Source organism: Symmachiella macrocystis, from assembly GCF_007860075.1.
GTDB lineage: Bacteria > Planctomycetota > Planctomycetia > Planctomycetales > Planctomycetaceae > Symmachiella > Symmachiella macrocystis.
Map to the genome: position 1 here is coordinate 290,055 of NZ_SJPP01000001.1, position 19,617 is coordinate 309,671.

The window sequence follows — 19,617 nt, forward strand, 5'->3', positions numbered from 1 at the left end:
AGGCGTCTTGTGAAGAACGGCGCCCAATCGCTGAGCAGTTGGCCACCCCTTTCTATCAATTCCATAGCGACAAACGCCGTCGGATCGTGTAGCATAAACAAACGTCGATTTGTTGCGTTCCCTATGCTCAACGTTCAAACCCCCTCGGGAGTCGAGGTATGCTCACAATTTCTGGTGATTCGCGCAGCCGTGGAGGATCGCGGCGCTCGTTTTTGCAAATCGGAACCTCTGCTGTCGGTGGGTTGTCGATGGCGTCGTTGTTGTCGCTCAAGGCTCAGGCGGCAGCGAAAGGTCATGCGGTGCGGGACAAATCGGTTGTGGTGCTGAACCTGCAAGGGGGACCGAGTCAGTTTGAGACGTTCGATCCCAAGATGACCGCTCCGCAGGAAATCCGCAGCATCACGGGCGAAGTCCAAACCTCGCTGCCCGGTGTGACGTTCGGCGGGTCGTTTCCGCAGTTGGCGGCGCTGGCGGACAAAATGGCGGTTGTGCGGTCGTATCGGCACGGCATCTCCAGTCACGGCCCGGCGGCCATGCATGTCATGGCGGGGGGAAATTCAACCGGGGCGATGATGGGGGCGCTGTATGCCCGCGTCGCCGGGTTGACCAATCCGAAGACCGGCATGCCGGAAAATGCGCTGGTCACGCCCAGCGCGGTGGGAGACCAATACAAAAAGCTGTACCACAACATCGGTCGCGTTTCGCAAACAGGCAGTTTGTCCTCGGTTTATAAACCGTTCGACCCCAGTGCCGGTGGCGAAATTATCGACAACATGCGGCTGAACCTCAAAGGGGACCGGCTCGATGATCGGCGGATGTTGCTCAACGAACTCGATCTACTGCGACGACGATTTGATTCCGGCAGCGTGGTGGAATCGGCCAATCAATTTCAACAACAGGCGTTCGACGTGCTGACCCGCGGCGTGGCGGATGCGTTTGATTTGTCGAAGGAAAACCCGCAAAATGTCGCTCGCTACGACACCAGCAAATTTGAGCCCACCGATGCGGTTAAAAAGCGGAACAGTTATGCCACACAGTTTTCACCGGTCGCCTTGGGCAAACAAATGTTGTTAGCCCGGCGGTTGTGTGAAGCGGGGTGCGGTTTTGTCACCGTGACTTGCGGCGGATGGGACATGCATGGCGGAGGCAAGGAATTCACGATGGCCGACGGGTTGAGTTCGCTCACCCCGGCGGTCGACAAAGCAGCTTCGGCGTTTATTGAAGATGTCGCGCAGCGGGGTCTGAGTGAAAAGATTCTGCTGGTCATTACGGGCGAATTCGGCCGCACGCCACGGATCAACAAACATGGCGGCCGCGACCATTGGGGCAATCTCTGCACGCTGGCGTTTGCTGGTGGCGGCTTAAACATGGGCCAAGTCGTCGGCCGTTCGGACAGCACCGCTGGCTCACCCGCCTCGGATCCGATCAGCAGCAAAAACGTGTTAGCGACCGTCATGCACACGCTATTCGACATCGCCGAAGTCCGCCTGCTCACCAACGTCCCCAAAGACGTCGAACAAATCATCACCGCTCCGCAACCAATCCGCCAGTTGGTTTAGCGGAGGCGCGAGGGGACAGGCGTGAGGTAGTAGGCTTTAGGCTATAGACCATAGCCCGTAGGCTTGGCGCCCCGATGCCGTTCGACGATCATGCACCCACCACCGGCCACTGACCACCGGCCACTTTTTACTGCCCTCTGTCTACTGCCTACTAATAACAGCCTACTAAAGAACAAATGACCAAACACAACCTCATCATCATCGGCGGCGGGCCGGGTGGATATGTGGCGGCGATTCGTGCTGCCCAACTCGGCTTGGACGTCGCCTGCATTGAACTCGATAAATCTCTGGGCGGCACTTGCCTGCGAGTGGGCTGCATTCCCAGCAAGGCGCTGTTGGAATCGAGCGAACAATTCTCCGAGATCAAAGGGGACCTGTCGTCGCACGGGATCATGGTCGACGGCGTGCAATTGGACCTGGGGAAGATGCTCAAAAACAAGGATCGCGTTGTCCGCGCGCTGACCGGCGGGATCGATTCGCTATTTAAGAAAAATAAGATCACCCGATACCTAGGACGCGGTCGTATCACTGCTGCCGGCAAGGTGACTGTGTCGGGCAGTGAGGGGGAGACGGAACTTACGGCCGATAAAATCATTATTGCCACCGGCAGCGTGCCGGCGACATTGCCGGGCATTGAACTGGATGGAGACCGCATCGGCACCAGCACCGAAGCATTGACTTATGGCGAAGTCCCGGGGCATCTGGTGGTGATCGGCGCGGGTGCGATCGGTTTAGAAATGGCGACGGTTTGGCGGCGACTGGGAGCCAGCGTAACGATTCTGGAATATCTGGATCGCATTCTGCCCGGCATGGATTCCGCCATCGCCACCGAAGCATTGAAAATCTTCAAAAAGCAAGGACTGAATTTCCAACTCGGCTGCAAAGTGACCGGCGTGACGACCGACGGCAAAGGTTGCACGGTCGACATCGACGGGGCCGATGCGATCCACTGCGACCGCGTACTGGTTGCCGTGGGCCGTAAACCGAACACAGCAGAGTTGGGCCTGGAATCGGTCGGCATTGAGACCGACAAACGCGGGTTTGTGCCTGTCGATGAACATCTCGCCACCTCGGCTGAGGGAATCTATGCCGTCGGCGATGTGATCGGCGGCGCGATGTTGGCGCACAAAGCCGAAGAGGAAGGTGTCGCCTGCGTCGAAGGGATCGTCAACGGATACGGGCATGTGAATTACAACACGATTCCAGCCATCGTCTACACTGCGCCGGAAATCGCCTCGGTTGGCCAGACGGAGGATGAACTCAAGGAAGCCGACGTCGCCTATCGCAAGGGGGAATTCCCCTTCATCGCCAACGGACGCGCGCGAGCAATCGGACACACCGACGGCCGCGTGAAGATTCTGGCGGACGAAAAAACCGATCGCATTTTAGGCGCACACATCATCGGTCCGCACGCGGGAGATTTGATCGCCGAAGCAGCAGTGGCCATGGAATTCGGCGCCAGCAGCGAAGACCTTGCCCGCTGTTGCCACGCGCATCCAACGTTGGCAGAAGCGGTAAAGGAAGCGTCACTGGCGGTGGACGGGCGGGCATTGCATATGTAACCCGAGCAGACAGGAATTTTTGTGAAGCTCTTTCCGATTCGGCAAACCGATGACGAATACGTCGGTAAAATCCGGCGTTCGATCGACCGTTGGGATCGTTGGGCACCACGCTCACCTAACATCTCATTTCCAGCGGACTGGTCAATTCGTAAAGCGATTTAGGACATTTTTCGAGAAATTTCAGAGATCGTTGTAACTGGAAATGGGACAGCGGGTTTCGCGCACCGTGCTTTGGCAAGTCGTCCTCGGTGAAGTACCTGCGGCCTTCTATCCAGCGAATTCAAACGAAGGTGACGGGAACCGACTGGGTATCTAACCAGAACGAATTTCAGTTGTTGGCTGAGCACGGCCGGCGTTGCGGTGTCTGCCAATTCGCCACAGCGAAACAATTGCCATCTACCGGCTGCACGACGGACGGATGGCATTTTGAATTCGCAGATGGAAATATGGGAGCCCGTGACCGACGTGAAAGCCTGATTCGTGGGTGCGACCGTCGTGTTTCGGCAACGGAACGTATTTCGGGACATAGCCGTAGTCAGTTGACCAAGGAGAGCAGACTTTCGATACTGGGCACTGATTAACCAGTGCCAAGGAGGGGTGCCTGTCACCTCTCCGTTTTTTTTCGGCAGGCCAGCCGGTTCGTCCGTAATCAGGATGGAAGCGGGAGCGGTTCAAATTCCCAACGCAGCCTGGATGCCGATTACGCCCCCACAGGCGGTTCAACCGGAGAAACAAAATGAAGCGACCGACGACATCTCTAATCGCGCTGACAGTGACGTTTGCATTCGTCGCACAAGCCCGGGCTCAGGGGGAAATTCCAAAGCAAGTCACGACACCGGATCACGTCCAATCGAAACTTGGAGCTCTGGGCTTCAAAGACGGATACCCCACTAAAGAAACCGCGGAAAAGATTCGTGACGAACTCGACTATCTCCATGGCGTCGATGCGTTCATGAATTCGATTCAGGGTGTCTCTCTTTACGCCCTTAGAAAGGGGTTCGCGGACGTCGGAGTGCAAGATGGCGATTTCATCTACACATCGAGGATGCTAGATTCGAATTCTCTGTTCCTGACTGCCAATGCGGACACGGTCTATTTCTGGGGGAATCTTGATCTTGCTGCAGGGCCGCTTGTGGTTGAGACGCCACCAATGGTTCTGGGAATCTTCGACGATTTCTGGTTCCGATGGGTCGGAGACTTCGGACTTGCCGGACCGGACAAGGGGAAAGGTGGGACCTTTCTACTCGTGGGCCCCGGCTACAAAGGACCACTTCCGGAAGGTGGGTTTTTTGTTCTGCGATCGCGGACGAACCATGTCACGATGTTGTTTCGAGCTTTCCTTGAAGAGAACGATCCCGCACCCGCCATCGCCCGCACCAAAGAGACGCTAAAAATCTATCCCTACCAAGCGGGAAGCTACGGGAACAGCGTGGGCAGCTATCTGTCCGGCAAGGCTCCGCTGGTCACGTCGCCCTCCAAGCGCACAACCCCGCGATTCGTCGAGGGATCAGGTCTTGTCGTCAACACCATACCGCCCAATGACTTCGGTCACTTCGAAATGCTAAATCAGTTGGTACAGATGGAGCCGGCCGAAGCGCTCGATCCGGAACTTGCCGGTCAATTTGCGGCTATCGGCATCGTTAAGGGCAAAGAGTTTGCCCCCGATGCCCGCATGAGGAAGGTTTTGGAGAAAGCGGTCGTTGTGGGAAATGCGGCGTCCCGCACACTCGGTGTGGGAGCGCACCCGACCGACCGTTGGCGTTTCTACGAAGAATCTTCTGCGTGGTGGAACATGCTGTTCGAGGGTGGGTATCAGTTCCTCAATCCCCCTCCGCAGATCATGGAAAATGGCGAAGTCAAGCAGTCTCCGAATCTAGGAGCACGTCGAGTTCATTCCCGCACCGGATTCTTTTACACCGCAACTGGAATCACACCAGCAATGTGTATGTTCTTGACCAATGTTGGCTCCCAATATCTCATTGCCAATCTTGATGCGAATGGTCAGCCGTTCGACGGTTCTAAAACGTACAAGGTCAATCTTCCCAAGGACATTCCGGCGGCACGCTTCTGGTCATTTACTGTGTATGACAACCAGTCTCGATCGATGCTGCAGACCCCGCAGAAGTACCCCCGTGCCGGAAGCCAAAGCTATCCAAGTCCAGCAGCCACAATGAACGGGGACGGTTCGACGACGATTTACTTCGCTCCTGAGCGGCCCGATGGAGTCGACCGAGGCAATTGGATCCAGACCGATCCGGACAAGGGTTGGTTTGTGATCCTGCGGCTGTACAGCCCGCTAGAATCCTTTTTCGACAAGACTTGGCGGCCGGGGGAAATTGAACTGGCTGACTAGGTCTGGTCACACCCCGATTGACAACATCTGAAATCCTAGGCGGGCACACCATTTTGCAGAAGAAAGCCATGCTCAGGACCAAGTTTCGGCACTCCCAGGCGTTATGACGGTAGGAGAACGGACGATCCCTGCCCCGGCAGCACTCTCTCCAGAAAAGCTTAAGGTGGTCAAGGAGCGGAAAATCCCGCCGGTCATCCCGGCGCCCAAGACAAGGCAGGAATGGCTCGAGCTTCAAAAGCTGTTCGATGCACCAGGAGATGAGCCTGGCCGCAAGGGCGCCGAATACAACGGCGCTACGTACGAAGTCCGGAAGATCGCCGGCGTCCGGACCTATCTCATCACGCCCAGAAAGATCGACAAACGCTTTGCGGACCGTGTCTTGGTGCACACGCATGGTGGAGCCTGGGTATTCGGTGGGGGCGACGCTGCCCTCCGCGAAGCGGTGTGGCTTGCAAACGGCGTCGGGGTGTGCAAGAGCACCTGGTGATAAGTTGCGTCGGTGTGCCGAAGCAAATTGGCATGATCGTTGGATTCAAAGTCGGTGGGCCAGACAAACACGCTGACGTCGTCATGTTGACGGCCGCCTTAGGGGATGGTCGGTAGAAACTGCGGAGACTGCCGCGCGTGTGTGGCTTGCTCAAAGGCAAAGGCGTACCCGATGAGCTTGAAGTCTTGAAATGCTCCGCCAAAAAATGAGAGTCCGACTGGTAAGCCATGAACAAAACCGGATGGCACAGTAATATGCGGATAACCTGCAATCGCCGGAGGAGTCGAGCAGCCAAATGGAATGATGTGGTCGCCGACAATTGGGTCGATCACGAATGGCGGTGACCCTTCCGTGGGGGCAATGATTGCATCGAGTTGATGCTCCGACAGTGCTTTGTCGATGCCATCGGTACGCGACAAACGGCGCAGTTCATTCCGGACTTCCACGCATCGTGCTGCGTCCCAGCCTTCTTTGGTTTGCGCCATTTCGAAAAACTCTTGTTTAAAATACGGCATGACCTGATCCGCATGGTGTCGGTTAAATTCGATGAGTTCGTCGAAGTCACGAATCATGGCCGTCGGGTGTGCTGCCAGGTATGCGTTAATATTTGATTTGATACCGTATTGGAATAATTCACGTTCTAGTGGGCCGAAGAAAGGTAATGACGTGGCTCGAATGGGATCGATGATCTCGGCTCCGACCTTCCGGAGCGTTGCGATGGCACGCTCAATGACGCCATTCGTCCCTTCGTGGCCCGAAAAGCATTCTCGAGCCACGCCTAGTCTAGCGCCCCGTAAGGCATCCGGCTGAAGTGCGTCGCAAAAATCCGAAGGACGCTTTTCATCTGCCGCGGCCGTTGCCGGGTCCTCCGGATCGGTGCCTGAAATGACATTCATTAAGGCCGCGATATCGGCCACACATCGGGCCATGGGGCCCACTGTATCTTGGGGCTCAGCGACACCGATCACTCCACAGCGACTGACGAGTCCGACGGTCGGCTTCAGGCCGACGATACCGTTGGCTGAAGCCGGCCTTACAATCGAGCCATCAACCTCCGCACCGATCGCACCCAGGCACAAATTGGCCGCCACCGCCACTCCAGATCCACTACTCGAACCAAGGGGACTCCGATCGAGCACGTAGGGGTTGCGTGTTTGGCCGCCGCGGCTACTCCATCCACTACAGGCGCGGGTTGAGCGCATGTAACCCCATTCGCTCATGTTGCTCTTGCCCAACAAAACGACGCCAGCTTCGCGCAGTTTCTGAACAACGAAAGCATCCTGAGTGGCGATATTTCCTTCGAGGGCTAGAGAACCTGCCGTCGTCATCATCCGGTCGGCCGTGTCGATGCTGTCCTTGACTAGCATCGGCACGCCTTGAAGTGGACCACGCGCCCCCTTCGATTGTCGTTCTGAGTCCAGTGCCGTGGCTGTGGCGAGTGCATCGGGGTTGATTTCAATCACTGACCGCAATTCAGGTCCGGCACGATCGATGCTCGCAATGCGTTTCAAGAAGGCTTCGCACACGGTCGCTGCAGTCTGTTCGCCGCGATCGAAACAGGCTTGGAGTTCGGCAATGCTCAAATCCGCGTTTTCCATGGCGAAGCCCTCGGTCACTTTGAACACCGCTTTAGGTAGTTGGGTATGACAGTTGACGCAATCTTCGCGAATTCGCTAACGTCGGTCTACTCAACGACACAGGTTACGCGGTCCGCGACTTCAGAGAGTTCGGCGGATCGTTCCAAAAAATCGAGGTGCCGGACACACGCCGAACAACCACAAACTGTTTGACTGGGCGGGGACAAAGTGCTGGAAAGCCATGTTTCTTCGGTACCCTCCGAGCGATTCAGGAATACTCACTTTTTCTGGGAACCTTACTGTCGTAACGCCTGTCGTCAGAATCAGCTGCGAGCGCGCCCGATCACTCGAACGTATTTCGGCAAACCCTATGCATCGCGGTCGTGATGCAGCAGTGACAATTTCAATTTGGGCTATGTCGTCCACAGAAAATCCGGTACTCTCCGCTGGTTCAATAATCTACCACGAAAAGGAGTTTTCCAATGCGCCCGCCAGCACTCTTTTTTGCAGCCGTCATCGCCCTCTGCTTCTCCCCATTCACATCAGTTTTTCCGGCTAAGCAGACACCGAATCCTCCGGTTACCGTCGGTGCGAATGTAATCCTGGAAATTACCGGTGATGTCGCCAAGCACTACCACAGATTGCAGACACGACAATCAAGCACGCCTTCCGGAATTCAAATAAGCACTAGCGCTCAAGTGGTGCAGAAGCTCAAGACGGGCCAGTATCGCCTTGAGCACTCATTGACGATCAATACCAAATCGGATGCGCCTCGCATGGTCACCTTGACTGCTTTGGTAAATGCCGATGCGATCAAGCATCGCATCGTACCAGCTAACACAGAGATACGCGCTTCGCCCTCTGACCCTAAACCCGTAAAGACCAGGAAACAGACCACCTGGTCCGTTGTAAAGCTCGACGACCTTAAAGGCGTCAAGATCCGCGGTTGGAAGCTGGATCATAAGGTTGGCGAGTAACGGGAATGGGATGGAGTGAAGTGATTTGCTCCTGAGCGATCCTAAACAAAGCGAGATGATTTCATTTTCTCGTATGCTCGAGAGCAACCCCGAAAAACGACCGAATTTCGGAATCAGCCGGCCCGCACTGTCCCACGCACCCACGCGAACGGCACCCGTTCCACACGGCTACCCATCCTGTCTCCCAGGGGGAGAGGGGGAATGTTGGTGAACGCCTTTTAGCGGTTGGTTGGGGGATTACTTGGTTGCGGCGCGGGTTAGACGGTCGTTGAGGGCGCGGCCTAGGCCCGTGTCGCGGAAGGGTTGGGCGATGATGACATCCAATCCGGCGGCGTCTAAGCGGCGCAGCGCGGCGAAGAAGTTGGCGGCGGCTTCGGTGAGGTTGCCGGTGTTTGAGAGCTCTTCGACAACGACGTAGGCGATCGTGTTGGACGGGGCGGTGAGGCACAGGAGGCCGGTCCGTTTGCCGGATGCTGGAGCTTGATCATCGCCCGTTGCCAAGATCAGCGGCGTGCCGGGAGCATAATGTTGTGGTAATGTGCCGGGCGAGGGTTGGGCGGCGGAGGAAGGATGCGCGTTAGCAGACGGGATGACGACGCTGCCGACGACTGCCTCTAACTCCTCCAACGTCACCCCGCCGGGACGAAGCAGCTGCACTTGATCGCCGGTGATCTGCACGACGGTGGATTCGACACCAACGCGACAGGGGCCGCCATCGAGAATGAAATCGACCGCGTCTCCGAGCTGCTCGCGAACATGCGCAGCTGTGGTGGGGCTGAGCCGTCCGAATGGATTGGCGCTGGGAGCGGCTAAGGGGATGCCGGCTTCTTTGAGCAGTGCTTGGGCGACGGGGTGGTCGGGGATGCGGATGGCGACGGAGGATAGCCCAGCGGTGACGATGTCGGGGACGATATCGCGTTTGGGCAATACCATCGTCAGCGGGCCGGGCCAAAATTGTTCGGCCAGTTTCACAGCCGTTGCGGGAAACTCGCTGACCAAATCGGCTAAGGCCTCGCGCTCGGGGACGTGCACGATCAAGGGATCGAAATTAGGGCGCCCCTTGGCGGCGAAGACCCGCGCTACGGCCAACGGATCGAGCGCATGAGCGGCGAGGCCGTAAACCGTTTCAGTGGGGATCGCCACCAACCCTCCATCGCGGAGAAGTTGAGCGGCATGCGAGATGTCGGCCGATGTGGACATTGTCTGGGTGAAGCATGAGTAACGAGATTCGACAGTCCGCAGGAATAGCGATCCTGAGGGGCGATTGCAACCACTGCTGGATTATTTGGCTAGCAATCCAGCCAGCCGGTCTGCCTGCAGGGAGGCGGGGATCAGCACGTCGGCGAGGAGCTGTTCGACGCTTTGCGATTTCATTCCGCACGTGTCTTTGACAATTTGCCAAGCGGCGGATTGTTCGAGATTTAACTCCTCGCGGAGATGTTCGGCATCGACATGTTCGGCGATTAGATCCGCCACGCGAACGAGCGCGACCAGGGAACGGACTTCCGCATCTGCGTCCGCCGGATGATGGTGATATTGGGCTGCGCTGATGATCGCCGACGGCGTATTCCACAGACTCAGCAGGCCGGCACCGATGAGGCAATGGTTGCGTTGCGGCAGCGGTCCCGGATTTTGATCCAGCAGTCGATCATGCTCGACATGCCAGTCGATGCCCTGCTCGGTGGCCGGACCGTTCAGGAAGAGATGTCCAATGTCGTGCGCCATTCCCGCCACCCAAGCGGACCCGCCGGGAGGCTTCACCAGATGTTGCTGGATGTGACGCACCATGGCAGCGGTCAACAGGGAATGCTTCCACAATCGGAGGCCGCTGCGCGTTGCCGTGTGTTGCATGGCATCGCTCAGCGCCAAGACCCACAAGACGTCGGCCGTGAGTGCGGGCTCGATTGTCGCACAGGCTGTTTGTGCATTGCGCGCGGCGGCCGAGGTGGGCAACAAGCTGTTGGCTAAGATGAGAAAACGTCGACTCAGCGACGGCATCTCAGAGAGAGAGTCGGCCAGGAAGCGGGGCGAGGTGGTCTCGTCGGCGGCCAACTCTAGACACAACTGCAGCCCCGGTTCGGGAATCGGCGGCGGTTGCGTGCCGCACACCTGCCTTAACAGTTCTGTCGTATTGATGGGAGTCATACCGCAGGCCGCGTTAGACGCGTCGTAGTCGATTGTCTTTTGTGCGAATCCAGCAGGCGGAGCCGAGCCCATCTATCGGGATAGGTTGCCGGCCTGGATCGGTTGCACGCCTTGAATGTTGGCGGTCGGACGTGGTTGAGAGTATTCGGTGTGACTTGCCGGTGAGACCCCAGAGGCCGCAGGCTGTTGCATGTGTTGCTGAGCCGAAACTTGCTGAATGCGTCTCCCATTGGTATTGATGGCGGCAATCGCTTGTTGTCGTGACTTATCGCGTCGTACCACATCCAGCCATTCCTGTGCTTGAGCCATGCTGGGGTCGTGAATGGTGGCTTTGAGTAGATGTTGTTCGGCTTCGACAAAGCGGCCCTGTTCGTGCAAGATGACGCCGACGTTGTATTCCGCGGCAGCGGTGCTGTTTGCGACGTTTTCGTGTAGCGACTCTTCGAACTGGGCCAAGCCTTCATCAACGCGACCGGCCTGTGTCAGCACGCGTGCCAAACCATACCGGAGTTGGGTATTGGTGGGTTCGGCCTGAAACGCTTGGCGATGCAGGGCGATTGCTTCATCCCAACGGTTCTGATCGGAATAAAACTGTCCCAGCGCGGTCATCACATCGGGCGATCCGGGAGCAATCGCTTGGGCTTTGAGAAAGCCTTGTTCAGCGGTTTCGGGCCGACCGGCCAATTGTTCCAACCGAGCCAAACCGAGGATCGCCTCATAGGACTTGGGATCTTTGGCCAGCGCAGTAGAGTAGGCATCGTGAGCCTTGTTCACATTTTTGCGGCTCTCCTCAAGTTTCCCGTAGGCGACAAACAACTGCGAACTTGGTTCGCCGGTATGTGTCGGCTGAATGATCTTTGCGTATTCCGTTTTGGGCGTAAACTTCTTTTTCAGCGAGGACATCCAGCCGGCGTCGTTCAGCGACACATCCGTATTGGAAGTACTAGCGCAGCCTGGAACGAGAAGCGTCAATCCGGCAGCAAGCGTCAACCAAATTTGGAATTGAGAAGGACGAGACATCGGGGCACCTCCATGTGCTGCATTGGCGTTACGCAGAGCGCGCAACGATGCTGCATCATAAAAAGATAAGTCCGCGGAAATGATATTGAAGGGAGAGGATTGTTCTCTGCCGCGGGGGCCGGCTTTTGAATTGCCGACGGAATTCCCCAACGTTTAGATCTGACAGAAGAACCGCTGCGCAGCCTCGGAGATTAGATCCTCGGAAAGCACAACTTCCTGCTCTTCGAATCGGCAGATCGACTGGCAAATCTCCAACAAATCCCGTGGATCGCTCGACCGGGGCGGCTTTCCGGCATCGTAAAACGTGCGATAAAGGTAATCCACGGCGGGCTGGGCAAATGGGATATTCCGCTGCTTGCAAGATAGCTCAAAAATCTCCGTGTACAGTTCCCGCGAAGGCGGGCCGATTTGGATCTTGTGACGAATCCGCCGCAAGAACGCTTCGTCGACCAATTCCCGTGGATCTAAGTTGGTGGAGAAGATGATCAACTGCTCAAACGGCACTGAGAATTTCTTGCCTGTCGTCAGCGTGAGATAATCTTCCCGTTCTTCCAATGGCAAAATCCAGCGATTGAGCAAGTCGCGGGGGCTGACGATTTGGCGGCCAAAGTCGTCGATCAAAAACACGCCGCCATTGGCTTTGATGTGCAGCGGGGCTTGATAAAAGTTGGCGGTCGCATTGTATCTCAGATCAAGCATTTCGAGCGTCAATTCACCACCGGTGATGACTACAGGTCGCCGCACGCGGCGCCAGCGACGGTCGACAGTGTTTTCATTGAGCAGGCGCATCGATTCGTCCGAATCATCGACGCTCAAATCATCGTCATTGTCGGTCACGTCGTGGAGCGTCGGATCAAACACCGTGATGACGCTGTTTTCCGTTTGAATCGCATAAGGCACATAAATTTCGCCGCCGCCGGAATTGAGAAAATTCCCCAGCCCCTTGGCGATCATCGTTTTGCCGTTACCCGGAGGGCCGTAGATGAAAATCGAGCGGCCGCTGCAGACCGCCGGCCCCAATTCCTGCATGAGATTGGGACGGATGATCATATTCTCAAAAGCAGCCATCAACGCGGTGGCGTTGCAGGTCATGCCCACAACGGATTGCCGATGGCATTGACGAACATAATCTTCCAACGAGACCGGAGCGGGCCCCATATACCGGCACTGTTCAAATGCGTCGCGGGCGCGGTTACGGCCCAAGTCGGTCAAATGAAATTTGTAGGAAACGCGACCGATCAATTCCCCAGTGGCGACTTCGATACATTTTTCATCTTTGAGAAACCGCAAGGCTTCATCGACGACGTTGAATGGCAAGCGGGCCTCTTTGGCCAAATCCAGCCCCAACAGCCCCCCTTGCAAGTAGAGTTGCTTGAGAATCAAATCGCAGACCTGCATTAACGCCAATCCGGTTTCTTCCAAGGATTGGGGCGCAGAGGGGGCCTCGCAATGTTGAATTGACGGGATACCTTCTCCCGGTGGCAAGGAAGCTGTGGGGGGCGCCTCAGAGCGAGGAATCGCGGTCACCTCTTTGGGCATCGACCATTTTTTCTCGAATAGCTCCCCGTACAATTCAGTGATCGCGCCGCCGGCAGTCCGCCCCTGCGGCTTGACATCCGATTCGGTGCTGGGTGATTCCGGTTGATTCCTGCGGTGATCGATCATGGCTCCCCCCTGGAGCAGCAATGTTTGTGAAACGTCAACTCACCTGGTGATCACATGTCCTGTCCGATGTTCGACCGGCTCGGACAATGGGGACTCTCATTGAAGTTGACTGATTGGCCCGCGACACTCTTCTGTCGTGGATGGACTGCAGAGACAACGGCGAAGGAGTCGAACTGTGCCGATTTTGCGGCTTACACCCGACTAACCGCCGGAATGCGTACGGTAACTGCGCAGTTTGAGTCTTCAATGAACTGTAACACGCAAAATCGCGTGACTGCCGCCAGGATGAGCCTGGAATATCAAAAAAACCGGGGCCGCGCGCGGCCCCGGTCTATTATGACTTCTTGCTGCCGTCTGCCGTTGGCGTTATTCCCCCTCGGGGGCATCGGCTCCGTAGGCTTGATAAGGCAATCTCGGTGCCGGCGTGCTCAACAGGTAAGCACCACGAATCAAGTAGACTTCCTCGGCAGGCGTACCGATGGATTGTGCACGACGCAGCATGACCGGCGGTGCCGCATCTTCCGAGCCGCAGATCGTCGCAATCAAGGAAGTCGTATTCGCCAAGCGGATTTCGCTGTCCCGCGGATCGAGTGAGGCAGCGACATAAGCCGTGCGATATCGTTCCGGGGAGTACAGTGCGATCCACTGCAATTTCAGACGTCCCGCTTGATTCAACTCCTGCGTGGATGCATCAAAGTGGTAGTCATACAGCGTGGTGTAATTCATCCAGCCGTTATCGGATTGCTGTTGCACGACTTGACGGATCACCGAACGATCGTCGCACATATACGGGTACGGCCAATAGTGGGCGCGATGGTATTTGTGCATGTATGGCTCCTTACATCCCACCGGACGGGCGTAGGGAGGCCAGTTTTTTCCAAATTTGTATTTTTGGCGTGAACCACCTGGGTGGTTGTATTCGCTGCTAAAACAGCCACAATAATCGTCACCGGCAGAGGCCATGCTCGTTAGGCCAGCCAGAAACACCAAAGTCAAAACAGAACGTATTTTTTGAATTCTCATATCCATAATTCCCGGAAACCCCGATTTTCATTGGTTTGAAGGGCATGGCGAAGCACGCCGTGACCGGAAAGGCCCGACAGGTCGATCTCAATCCAGCCTGGTACAGTGACCTGCTTGGGTGATATCGGCTAGCGGTCCGCACGGTGATAACGAGAAAACCGGTTTTAGCGGATTGTTGGAAATTAGCGAAAAACAGGGGAAAGCTGCGCAAACTTTGCGGGCGCGCGGTCATCCCAATTCGACGAAGACCTCGCCTCCGTCAACAGTCACCGGAAAACAAGGATGCTTGAGGTGATCGTTGAGGCAATGCTGACCGGAGGTGACGTCGAATTGCCAACCATGCCAGGGACAGGTGACGATGTTCCCCTGCAGTGTACCTTCTCCCAACGGACCGCCAGCATGAGGGCAGATGCCGTCCAGTGCATAAAATTCGCCCTCAACATGATACACTGCCAAAATCCGCTCGCCGGCGAGAACCTCCTTAGCAGTTCCCGGGGGAATCTCAGCTACGGCAGCGACACGTATGCGATTGGACATCGTCTCAGGTCTCAAGGAATAGGAAGGGGCGTCTCCATTCATAGCAAGCGGGCCAAGAGCATTCAATTCCGGTGGAGTTTTGGCGCTCGACAGCGTAATATTTCTCAAAGGAACAAGGCTGTGTTTTTCATCAAGTGACGAATCAAACGGAGAAAGTCATGATTACAGAAATTGAATCCAGCGACAGTAATATTTTAGCGTTCCAACTCAGCGGAAAATTGCACGACGAGGACTACAAGGTCTTTGTCCCGATCGTAGAACGCGCAGTGGAAGCCCACGGCAAGATTCGCTTGCTGTCTCAATTCCACGACTTCCATGGCTGGGATACGCACGCACTCTGGGATGACATCAAATTTGCCACGAAACACTGCACCGCCATGGAACGGATCGCATTGGTGGGCGACAAGTCCTGGGAAAAATGGATGGCCATGGTCTGCAAGCCGTTCACGATGGCCAAAATCGAATACTTTGATGCCGCCGACATCGACAAAGCGTGGGCTTGGTTACGGGAAGAGTAATCGACGATCACGCGAGCTGAGACCGGCAAGCAGAGCGCCGCATGCCGAGGTCATGCCAGGATGGAATAGCCCCACGGACGGACCGGCCGCCTGAGGGCGCATAGTCGTGCGCGTCCGATAGGTCTAATAAGACCGCTGGTGATTCATGAGGTTTGCACTGCCAGTTTCACCAGATCAAAAAACGGATCCCTTCTTACGGAGCCTCTGATGAATCGACTCTTGATTTTTATGTGCGCAATGTCTTCGATCCTATTGGGAACGTCTGCTGCTTTTGCAGACTTTGAAGTAGGCACCGGGATGCAGGTCATTACCCCCGATCCGCTCCTCCCAATTTCCGGTGGCATGGGCATTCCGAAACCGGCAACGGGAAAACAGGGCGAATTGACGGCGCGGGCCATCGTATTTCGCAAAGGGGAGACGACCGTTGCGGTGGTTGGCCTGGACCTGCTGGGATTCCCTTCGGTGCTGGCCGATCGTGTCCGCAAACAAGTTCCGCGCATTGATGCACGGAATATCATGATCGGCTCGTCACATACGCACAGCGGCCCGGATTGCTATGCCTTCCCACTGCCGACCGGCGGACATACCGGCAATTTGAAGTTCATGGACGACGTATGCAATAAGGCCGCTCAGGCGATCAACACTGCGATCGACAATCTGCAGCCGGGGTATTTGAAAATCAATACCGGCGCAGCCAAAGGGAAAATTGCCTACAACTATTACGCTCCCAATCTATACGACCGGCGGATGAGCGTGATCCAGGCGGTCACCCCTGAAGGCAAGACAATCGCCACATTGGTCAATTACGCCATACACCCCGAGGTGCTGGGCAACAGTGAAGGCGTTCTGAGTCCCGACTTAGTAGGTCCGCTGTGCGACAAGTTGGAGAAGGATACCGGAGGGATGGCGCTGTTTATGAATGGAGCGCAAGGGGGAATGATCACCGCCGACAATCGTGATCTGAATAAGCCCAAGGATCCACTGACCGGCTATTGGTATGATTCACGGACCTGGGAAGAATGTCTCCGCATCGGACACCTGATGGCGGACGAAGCGCAGCGGATCGTTCAGGATGCTCCGATTCAAAAGAATCCACAACTGTTTTGCGACGCCATCGACGTGCGGTTTCCTGTCGACTCTGATTTGATGTGGGCAGTCATTACCGGCTCACCGCTGAAATACCCGCACAACAAGGATCAGAGCATCACGTCCCGCATCAATCTGGTGAACATCGGTGACGCTCAGATTCTTACGATCCCCGGCGAAGCGCTGCCCAACATCGGCTTTTTCCTGAAACGCAAGATGCGCGGCAAACACAACCTGCTGTTCGGTCTAACTAACGACGCCTTTGGTTATATTCTGACCGAAGTCGATTTCGGCAGTTTTGATCGCTACAAATATGTTTCAGGGACATCGTTGGGCGAACAGACCGGCGAAATCCTGATCGACAAATCATTGGAGTTTGTCAAGAAGTCACCGGCTCCCGATTCATCGAAGTAACTAACGGTCTCCATGACAAAAGAAAACCGCGGACCGAAATGAATCGGTCCGCGGTTTTTTCGTTTGCAGCTTTGTGGGTTACCGCGAGAGGAACGCAACAACCACGTTGAGATCGATGGGCAAGCTCACGTCATCCGGTGTGGGCAGGGCCGCGACTTGGGCTTCCAGTCCGCTCACATCGAAACTCAGCCAACCGGTTCCCTCTTGGCGGGGCGCCTCAGCCAATTCGGCGTACAGCTTTTTGAGGTTCGGCCGATTGCGAATCGTGATCGTGTCACCGGGGCGAACCAGATAGGAAGGACGATCGAGCTTTTTGCCGTTCACGCAAAAGTGGCCGTGTACGATTCCCTGGCGGGCTTGGGGCCGTGTCGCACAGAAACCGGCACGACGGACGACGTTGTCCAAGCGGCGTTCGCACAGAACCATCAGGTTTTCACCCGTGTTTCCTTTGATGTGCTTCGCCTTATCGAAGTAGCTCCGCAGTTTTTTGTCCCGCAGGCCATAATAGTATTTAATTTTTTGCTTTTCGGTCAGCGCGAGTCCGTAGTCGGTCACTTTCCGGCGGCGTTGGTGCATACCGGGCGGGAAATCCCGATTTTCATAAGCCTTACGCGCTCCGGCGTCCTCAAAGATGATTCCACCCAGACGGCGGTTAATGCGTCCCTTCGGTCCAGTGTAGTGACCCATACTCAACGTACCTTTTTCATGTCAGTTTTACTTCATGTCAGTTGTGGCGCGAGGCTGGTCGGGGCGCAGCCACCGAAATTGCCGTATTTCAGTATTTCGGTCCGCGTGCAAGACACGCGTCTGGGACGTCACGCGCAGAAGCCGTGCGCGGACAGTCAACCCGATGCTAAAGAAGTGTTATACAAACGCCTCCACCGCGAATCAACCGGACCGGCAAAGATTCGCCTGAATGTTTGCTTTGCGCAACGATTTGAGGAGGGATCCGCCTCTCAGATATCCTCTAACGCAGAGAGGCGCATAAGGACCGTCGGTGCACAGAATACCCCATAACACTCTCTCTGAAAAGGACATACGACCATTCCATAACACAGACCATTCGCTGAAACAGCGGAAATTGTGCATTGCTGCGCTTCATACGCGCGCTGGGTTGTGCTAACGTCCTCGGGGCAGTTTCGTAGCGAAACCAAGGGGAATTTGCGGATTCATGGTATCTGAAACAACGGTGTTGGTCGTGGGAGGCGGGTTGGCCGGGTTAGCGGCAGCCTCTGCCCTGGGGCAAGCGGGGTATTCCGTCACGCTGCTGGAATCCCGGCCACGGCTGGGCGGGCGGGCAAGTTCGTTTGTCGACGCGACCACCGAAAGCCGGATCGACAATTGCCAACATGTCTCGATGGGGTGTTGTACGAATTTCGATCACTTCTGCGAGTCACTGGGCATTGCGCACCTGATTCACACACAACGGGAATTGTGGTTCATCAGTCCCCAAGGAGAACGCAGCCGCTTTGCCGCCGCGCCGTTACCGGCTCCGCTACATCTACTTCCCGCTCTACTACGACTACGGCATTTTTCGTTCCGGCAGAAACTGAGGCTGTTGCGCGGCCTTTCGGCGCTCATCAAGTCACCCGCTGCGGCACATGATGAGCAATCGATGGCCGAATGGTTACCGGCACACGGACAGACGGCCGAACTCATCGATCATTTTTGGCAAGTGGTGCTTGTTAGTGCTTTGAGTGAATCGCTGGATCGCATCGGCATTGCCTCGGCCCGCAAAGTATTTGCCGATGGATTTGTGGCCAATCGCAGCGGTTGGGAAGTCCGAATTCCCTCAGTCCCGCTCGATCGGTTATACGGCGACGAACTGACCGAACGGTTTACGCGACTAGGCGTGTCGGTCCGCCTGAAGACCGGTGTGGCGGCCATTGAGTTGCAAGGAGAGCGGGCGGTGGGCGTGCGGTTGCGGGACGAGACATTGGTCGAGGCGGATCGAATTGTGTTGGCCGTTCCGCAGGATCGTGTCACGGCGTTGTTTCCGGCGGCGATTGGGGGGCGGGCTGAGTTTCAGGCGGCCACAGCTTTGGAGACCGCTCCCATCTCGAGTGTGCACCTGTGGTTCGACCGCGCGGTATTGGATTTGCCACATGCGGTGCTCGTGGGACGGCTCAGCCAATGGGTGTTTTATCGCGGAGAAGTTCCGATTCCCGGTGAAGAAGGGGACGACGCGAGTTGGCATTATTATCAAGTGGTGATCAGTGCTTCGCACGAACTCTCAGGACGTCCGCAGGCGGAGGTGATTGAACAAATCGTTCAAGAATTAACGAGCCTGACTCCTCAGGCAGAAGGCGCCACATTGCAACATGGACGGTTGGTGACGGAACACAAAGCAGTGCTCTCCATGGTGCCGGGTGTCGATGCGCTGCGCCCCAGACCGGCGACATCGATCGACGGTTTGTACTTCGCCGGAGACTGGACGGCGACCGGTTGGCCCAGCACGATGGAAGGTGCGGTGCGCAGCGGGTATTGGGCGGCGGAACAGATCCTGACCGACAGCGGAAAGCCGATGCGTCTGGTTCACGAGGAACTGCCGGTGAGTTTGCTTTCCAAATTTCTCTTCGGTTTGTAGTGGCACGACCGGTGGAACATGTTATCTTGCCATCTGCGAAAACGCACTCGAATTGGTAGGGACCTTAGTGCATGGCATCGTGACCTTCCCTAGTGGTTGCGTCACTG

16 protein-coding genes are annotated in these 19,617 nt (G+C 56.2%); 8 read left to right on the forward strand and 8 right to left on the reverse strand.

The annotated features are described in order from the left end of the window. Window positions 1-158 precede the first annotated feature (158 nt). The 4 genes from CA54_RS01120 to CA54_RS01135 all read left to right on the forward strand — a co-directional run bounded on the left by CA54_RS01120 (window position 159) and on the right by CA54_RS01135 (window position 5,961). A complete protein-coding gene (locus CA54_RS01120) occupies window positions 159-1,559 on the forward strand; it encodes a DUF1501 domain-containing protein (protein WP_146369042.1) in 1,401 nt (466 codons plus the stop codon). Between the two features lie 176 nt (window positions 1,560-1,735). Further along, entirely contained in the window at window positions 1,736-3,121 is a 1,386-nt protein-coding gene (lpdA, locus tag CA54_RS01125) for a dihydrolipoyl dehydrogenase (RefSeq protein ID WP_146369043.1), read from the forward strand. A 736-nt stretch (window positions 3,122-3,857) separates the two neighbouring features. Continuing rightward, entirely contained in the window at window positions 3,858-5,474 is a 1,617-nt protein-coding gene (locus CA54_RS01130) for a DUF1254 domain-containing protein (protein WP_146369044.1), read from the forward strand. A 103-nt stretch (window positions 5,475-5,577) separates the two neighbouring features. Next, window positions 5,578-5,961, forward strand: a complete 384-nt coding sequence (locus CA54_RS01135; RefSeq protein WP_146369045.1) for a hypothetical protein — start codon at window positions 5,578-5,580, stop codon at window positions 5,959-5,961. 98 nt (window positions 5,962-6,059) lie between these two features. On the opposite strand, the gene CA54_RS01140 is transcribed toward CA54_RS01135, so the two are convergent. Continuing rightward, window positions 6,060-7,586: an amidase gene (locus CA54_RS01140; RefSeq protein ID WP_315851688.1), complete on the reverse strand. Its 1,527-nt coding sequence runs from the start codon at window positions 7,584-7,586 to the stop codon at window positions 6,060-6,062. A gap of 434 nt (window positions 7,587-8,020) precedes the next feature. Between CA54_RS01140 and CA54_RS01145 the strand changes: the two genes are divergently transcribed. Further along, the gene (locus CA54_RS01145) at window positions 8,021-8,515 is read left to right on the forward strand and encodes a hypothetical protein (RefSeq protein WP_146369047.1); all 495 of its coding nucleotides are present in this window, start codon (window positions 8,021-8,023) and stop codon (window positions 8,513-8,515) included. 237 nt (window positions 8,516-8,752) lie between these two features. Here CA54_RS01145 and CA54_RS01150 read toward each other — a convergent pair whose 3' ends face one another. The 6 genes from CA54_RS01150 to CA54_RS01175 form a co-directional block, all read right to left on the reverse strand. After that, on the reverse strand, window positions 8,753-9,715 hold the full coding sequence (locus CA54_RS01150; RefSeq protein ID WP_146369048.1) for an L-threonylcarbamoyladenylate synthase: 963 nt from the start codon (window positions 9,713-9,715) through the stop codon (window positions 8,753-8,755). 81 nt (window positions 9,716-9,796) lie between these two features. Then, window positions 9,797-10,660, reverse strand: a complete 864-nt coding sequence (locus tag CA54_RS01155; RefSeq protein WP_197532109.1) for an HDOD domain-containing protein — start codon at window positions 10,658-10,660, stop codon at window positions 9,797-9,799. Window positions 10,661-10,732: 72 nt separating this feature from the next. After that, on the reverse strand, window positions 10,733-11,680 hold the full coding sequence (locus tag CA54_RS01160) for a tetratricopeptide repeat protein (RefSeq protein ID WP_146369050.1): 948 nt from the start codon (window positions 11,678-11,680) through the stop codon (window positions 10,733-10,735). Between the two features lie 153 nt (window positions 11,681-11,833). After that, window positions 11,834-13,345: an ATPase gene (locus CA54_RS01165; protein WP_197532110.1), complete on the reverse strand. Its 1,512-nt coding sequence runs from the start codon at window positions 13,343-13,345 to the stop codon at window positions 11,834-11,836. Between the two features lie 366 nt (window positions 13,346-13,711). Then, window positions 13,712-14,173 (reverse strand): hypothetical protein, encoded by a 462-nt coding sequence (locus CA54_RS01170; protein WP_146369051.1) that lies wholly within the window; start codon window positions 14,171-14,173, stop codon window positions 13,712-13,714. 423 nt (window positions 14,174-14,596) lie between these two features. Continuing rightward, window positions 14,597-14,905, reverse strand: a complete 309-nt coding sequence (locus tag CA54_RS01175; protein ID WP_146369052.1) for a Rieske (2Fe-2S) protein — start codon at window positions 14,903-14,905, stop codon at window positions 14,597-14,599. A gap of 158 nt (window positions 14,906-15,063) precedes the next feature. On the opposite strand from CA54_RS01175, the gene CA54_RS01180 reads away from it, so the two are divergent. Both CA54_RS01180 and CA54_RS01185 read left to right on the forward strand, forming a co-directional pair. Continuing rightward, window positions 15,064-15,423 carry a SpoIIAA family protein gene (locus tag CA54_RS01180; protein ID WP_145375372.1) on the forward strand — a complete coding sequence of 120 codons (360 nt, stop codon included), beginning with the start codon at window positions 15,064-15,066 and terminating at the stop codon, window positions 15,421-15,423. Between the two features lie 207 nt (window positions 15,424-15,630). Next, window positions 15,631-16,923, forward strand: coding sequence for a neutral/alkaline non-lysosomal ceramidase N-terminal domain-containing protein (locus tag CA54_RS01185; protein ID WP_197532111.1), 1,293 nt, complete (start codon window positions 15,631-15,633; stop codon window positions 16,921-16,923). A gap of 78 nt (window positions 16,924-17,001) precedes the next feature. Here CA54_RS01185 and rpsD read toward each other — a convergent pair whose 3' ends face one another. After that, window positions 17,002-17,610, reverse strand: a complete 609-nt coding sequence (gene rpsD, locus CA54_RS01190; RefSeq protein ID WP_145375370.1) for a 30S ribosomal protein S4 — start codon at window positions 17,608-17,610, stop codon at window positions 17,002-17,004. 484 nt (window positions 17,611-18,094) lie between these two features. On the opposite strand from rpsD, the gene hpnE reads away from it, so the two are divergent. Next, window positions 18,095-19,510 (forward strand): hydroxysqualene dehydroxylase HpnE, encoded by a 1,416-nt coding sequence (gene hpnE, locus CA54_RS01195; protein WP_146369053.1) that lies wholly within the window; start codon window positions 18,095-18,097, stop codon window positions 19,508-19,510. Window positions 19,511-19,617 lie beyond the last annotated feature (107 nt).

Excerpts from the sequence above, each read along its gene's own strand:
- CA54_RS01160 (WP_146369050.1), bottom strand. The coding sequence starts at position 11,680 with ATGTCTCGTCCTTCTCAATTCCAAATTTGGTTGACGCTTGCTGCCGGA.
- CA54_RS01170 (WP_146369051.1), bottom strand. The coding sequence starts at position 14,173 with ATGCACAAATACCATCGCGCCCACTATTGGCCGTACCCGTATATGTGC.
- CA54_RS01120 (WP_146369042.1), top strand. The coding sequence starts at position 159 with ATGCTCACAATTTCTGGTGATTCGCGCAGCCGTGGAGGATCGCGGCGC.
- CA54_RS01155 (WP_197532109.1), bottom strand. The coding sequence starts at position 10,660 with ATGACTCCCATCAATACGACAGAACTGTTAAGGCAGGTGTGCGGCACG.
- CA54_RS01135 (WP_146369045.1), top strand. The coding sequence starts at position 5,578 with ATGACGGTAGGAGAACGGACGATCCCTGCCCCGGCAGCACTCTCTCCA.
- hpnE (WP_146369053.1), top strand. The coding sequence starts at position 18,095 with ATGGTATCTGAAACAACGGTGTTGGTCGTGGGAGGCGGGTTGGCCGGG.
- CA54_RS01145 (WP_146369047.1), top strand. The coding sequence starts at position 8,021 with ATGCGCCCGCCAGCACTCTTTTTTGCAGCCGTCATCGCCCTCTGCTTC.
- CA54_RS01175 (WP_146369052.1), bottom strand. The coding sequence starts at position 14,905 with ATGTCCAATCGCATACGTGTCGCTGCCGTAGCTGAGATTCCCCCGGGA.
- CA54_RS01185 (WP_197532111.1), top strand. The coding sequence starts at position 15,631 with ATGAATCGACTCTTGATTTTTATGTGCGCAATGTCTTCGATCCTATTG.
- rpsD (WP_145375370.1), bottom strand. The coding sequence starts at position 17,610 with ATGGGTCACTACACTGGACCGAAGGGACGCATTAACCGCCGTCTGGGT.
- CA54_RS01165 (WP_197532110.1), bottom strand. The coding sequence starts at position 13,345 with ATGATCGATCACCGCAGGAATCAACCGGAATCACCCAGCACCGAATCG.
- CA54_RS01130 (WP_146369044.1), top strand. The coding sequence starts at position 3,858 with ATGAAGCGACCGACGACATCTCTAATCGCGCTGACAGTGACGTTTGCA.
- CA54_RS01180 (WP_145375372.1), top strand. The coding sequence starts at position 15,064 with ATGATTACAGAAATTGAATCCAGCGACAGTAATATTTTAGCGTTCCAA.
- lpdA (WP_146369043.1), top strand. The coding sequence starts at position 1,736 with ATGACCAAACACAACCTCATCATCATCGGCGGCGGGCCGGGTGGATAT.
- CA54_RS01150 (WP_146369048.1), bottom strand. The coding sequence starts at position 9,715 with ATGTCCACATCGGCCGACATCTCGCATGCCGCTCAACTTCTCCGCGAT.